This is a genomic window from Lactococcus petauri, assembly GCF_002154895.1.
Taxonomy (GTDB): Bacteria; Bacillota; Bacilli; order Lactobacillales; family Streptococcaceae; genus Lactococcus; species Lactococcus petauri.
On record NZ_MUIZ01000026.1, the window covers coordinates 1 to 3,684 of the forward strand.

At 32.7% G+C, this 3,684-nt stretch carries 5 protein-coding genes and 1 pseudogene; all 6 read right to left on the reverse strand.

What is annotated here, in order from left to right; translation table 11 throughout:
* Nucleotides 1-227 (reverse strand): annotated as a pseudogene (locus BZZ03_RS11625) (hypothetical protein); the annotation flags it as partial.
* A gap of 214 nt (nt 228-441) precedes the next feature.
* Complete coding sequence (locus BZZ03_RS11630; protein ID WP_086583389.1) at nt 442-753, reverse strand: hypothetical protein; 312 nt, start codon at nt 751-753, stop codon at nt 442-444.
* A 78-nt stretch (nt 754-831) separates the two neighbouring features.
* The gene (locus BZZ03_RS12225) at nt 832-984 is read right to left on the reverse strand and encodes a hypothetical protein (protein ID WP_191673125.1); all 153 of its coding nucleotides are present in this window, start codon (nt 982-984) and stop codon (nt 832-834) included.
* A gap of 446 nt (nt 985-1,430) precedes the next feature.
* Nucleotides 1,431-1,733, reverse strand: coding sequence for a hypothetical protein (locus tag BZZ03_RS11640; protein ID WP_061414961.1), 303 nt, complete (start codon nt 1,731-1,733; stop codon nt 1,431-1,433).
* A 32-nt stretch (nt 1,734-1,765) separates the two neighbouring features.
* On the reverse strand, nt 1,766-2,992 hold the full coding sequence (locus BZZ03_RS11645) for a replication initiation factor domain-containing protein (protein WP_332888895.1): 1,227 nt from the start codon (nt 2,990-2,992) through the stop codon (nt 1,766-1,768).
* 7 nt (nt 2,993-2,999) lie between these two features.
* Entirely contained in the window at nt 3,000-3,497 is a 498-nt protein-coding gene (locus BZZ03_RS11650) for a helix-turn-helix domain-containing protein (RefSeq protein WP_086583391.1), read from the reverse strand.
* Nucleotides 3,498-3,684 lie beyond the last annotated feature (187 nt).

Sequence of the window (3,684 nt, forward strand, 5' to 3'; positions counted from 1 at the left end):
GCACTAGGATTTTTTTGTGCTTCAGCAAGACTTGCTTTAGCTTTTATCAATAATTCTTTATCTGCTTGTTTTGCATTTTCAATCGCTTGTTTTTTCTCTTTCTCCTGTTGGACTTGTTTAGCCTTTTCAGCTTTAACATTATGAGAATATGTAGCGCCTGCAGCACCACCAAGCAAAAGAATTGCCAAGCTAACACCTACAATAGTTTGTTTTTTGTTTAATTTCATCAGAGTTTCTCCATTTTCATTTTTTATTGAAAATAAACGGTGTTTTTGCCCAAATCCACACCTTCGAGAAGCTATTATTGCTCGGCTTTATTTATATAACTATTATACCATTTTTCCCTTGTAAATACAGGGTTTATCGGTACTTTTTTTAATATAATTTCAAATGTGTGAAAGCAAAATCCCACCCATTTTTTATACTATTTTCGCTGTTTTTTTATTTTGCGCTACGGCGAGCTTGCGCTTGTACATCTTCAAGTTTTACTTTCAATTCATTGAAAGATTTTTTTGAAAAATTGTAAGATGATGAAGCTTTAACCAAGTTTTTAATGACATCATTTGTGCGATTTGCAATAATTTCAATTGTATCGTCCAAAATTGTTGTGTCATTTTCAACTGTTCGTAAAACTTTACCTTTTCCTTTAAGCTTTTGAGCTGCTTCTTGAAAAGCGTTTCCTGCAGCAAAGAGTGCTTCAATGTCGTTTACTTCTGCTTGAAGTGATTTAATTTCTTGTGATAGTGTTGGCATATTGTTTTCCTATTCTTTCTATTTTGTCCCTCCTCTGATTTTGCCTTCACACATCTGAAATTATTCAATAAAAAATGTTTATCCAAAAATTTCAGCAGTCCAACGTTCCGCAAAAACTTCTATAATACGGCTTGTACCGTCTGCATTGTAACCTAGGCGTTTATCCAAGCTAGAAAATATTAAACGATATTCTCGATCAGTCAATTCTTCTCCAGCTTGAATTTTTTCCATTAATTCCGTATATTCTTTCTCTGATAAAATAACACTTTGACCTCCGTTCTAAATAAAAAATAGAGAATATCTCTTCTCTTACTTTGAATGTTATTATTTTATTTTGAAAAGCTGCTCATTACTTCAGCTTTACTCTTTTTTAAGAGATTTTTATTCACTATCACATATCTCTAACAATAACAGATATAAAAGATATAAAAGATATCAAAGATAAAATAATTATTAGTATTGCTATTGGCGTACCTAAGAAATCTAGAAAAGCAGTAAAAATTACATCTGTTATCATTTCAATACCTCACTTAAAATACTAAGAATTTGCATTACAAGTACAGCTGCCCATAAAAATAACCGTACTTTATCCCTATCTTTTAAGCTACTCAATATCAAGTTAAATAATAAAATGATTATTAAGATTTTATCCATAATATTCATAATGGCTCTCCTTTCTACAAAACAGCTTCTGCATAGCCATTATCAATTAAAAAATAAACAGCTAACCTATAACCATAGGGCAATGTTCCTATTTTTTGATTTTTATGTTTTTCATAATAACTTTTTCTTGAAAGTTGCGCTTCATGAGGAAACATTAAACCTACTTCATCTAATGTTTTTAGAGCCGATTCTTCATCTGTAAGTTGAAAGTACAAAGAATCATGAACTTTATTATCATACTTTTCTTTATCAAACGTATAACTGCTTAAAGTTATCTTCAGCAATCTTGCATGATTTGAAAGCCGCTTTTCCTGCATTTTGTGAAAATGTTTCAAATTAGTTTCTATGGCTAACCTCCTTTGATAAGTTCGAGTTGTTCCAGTATTTTTTCATTTCTTTCTGTTATTTCCGCAGATTCTATGATTTCTTGTAAACGACTATCTCCCATCATTTCATCATATTTACTCAATAATAAATATGTTGAAGCAGGTCCACCATTTTCAAACCAATGAAACATACTATTGACATCAGGTTCTTCAGGCTGCACAGTAAAGTGATAAGCATTCATTGTTCCCATCAACTTATACCAGTCCATATCCAAATTGCCTTCTTTATCATAAAAGGTCAAGTTATCATTTATCAACTTGACCCCTTCTTCCGCAAAATTAAAATTTTCATTGACGAAACGCTCCACAAAAGTATTAGAAATTTCTTTACGCATGACTATTTCATAACGATTTTTTAAACCGTAGAGATCTCGAACAGATTCAACTGAAACTTTTTCTTGTTCTGCACGTTCATAATCTTTTTCATAGAAACGAAAAAATAAGTGTGTGCGTTTTGAACCAAAATAAAGAGATAAGCCATCATTGACTAATCCCTCTGCAGTTCTTCTTCCTCCCAAAATAGCCGCATAACTTTTTTTACGACCGTTCCACCGTCCATCACGTGCGGCACTCAATAAGCTAAACAAATCGAAGTTTCCTTCTTTTTCGTTATACTGTTCATCAAGTGCCAAGTCAAAACGTGTTACTTTTACGAAATATTCATTTTCTGGCGCTTTTCTTAACCCATAATCAATAGCATTTGAAAAGAAGTCATACCATGTTTTCTTATTTTGGTGATATTCAAACTCGTATTCTAATTCACGGCACGCTTGACCACTCATTTCAATCAAGACACCTGCTTTAGGGTCTTTATCATGATAGTAAACATTGATATGCCCATAATTAAGAAAGAAGGGATAATTGTAACGTTTCATATCATTCAAGTGAAAATTTTCGATTTTTAAACCCAAAACTTCTTTTATCACTTCATTGACATTTAAAGTTTGGAATCGAATATTCACATAGTCAATCGTTGCAATAATTTTGTAGTGACTATCAAATCTTTTAAAGAAAGCCATTTTTATCTTTTCCTTTAATTCAGGAGTAAGAGGTTTAATCCCTTTCTCGATTTTTCTATAATAACTTAGAGAAATACCAAGAACATCAGACATAAATTGTTGTGTAACATGAGCGCCTTTCCTTACAGATTTTACATCAATTTTTGTCGACCTCCTTCTAATAAAATTTATTTAATCACTATCTAATTGCAATTAGCCACCAATCACCATTCACACGGTTACGAGGATATGTATCTACAAGAACAACTTCACGATTATGCCATTTCCAAGTTTTGGATATAATATCATCTTTTAGGTTTTTAAATCCAAACCAATAATTATCTTTTAAGCAAAGGTCAAAGGAACTGAACAATAATTTACCATCTTTAAACGTTAAGGGGCTAATTTCAATATTGGGGTCAAAACAATAAATTTTCACATCAAGATTTTCATTTCTTGGTGTAAGTACATTAAGAAAATCTTTAAGTTTTAGAAAATCATAGCCTGTCCTACCTAATAAACTATCAGTTGTAACTCCAAAGTAGTTTGCAAGTTTTAATAACGTTTCGCTAGTAGGTGAACGTTTGCCAGTTTCCCATTGCTGATAAGTAGGTTGTGTAACCCCCAAACCTTTGGCTACTTCAAACTGAGTTAAACCTCGATTGTTTCTCAATTCTTTAAGAATTTCTTCTAACATTAAACCTCCTTATAATTTAACAGGTGACACCTGCTGAACTCGCTTCTTTACTGGGATTGTTAAGGTAGTGTCACTTCTTACCCCCCTCATTAGCACTCTGGGGGTTTATCGAGTGGCGGCTTACGCCACCACTCCGTGCATTCGCACGCTCACTCCTTACGCTTCGCACGGAGCTATGCTTACGCTA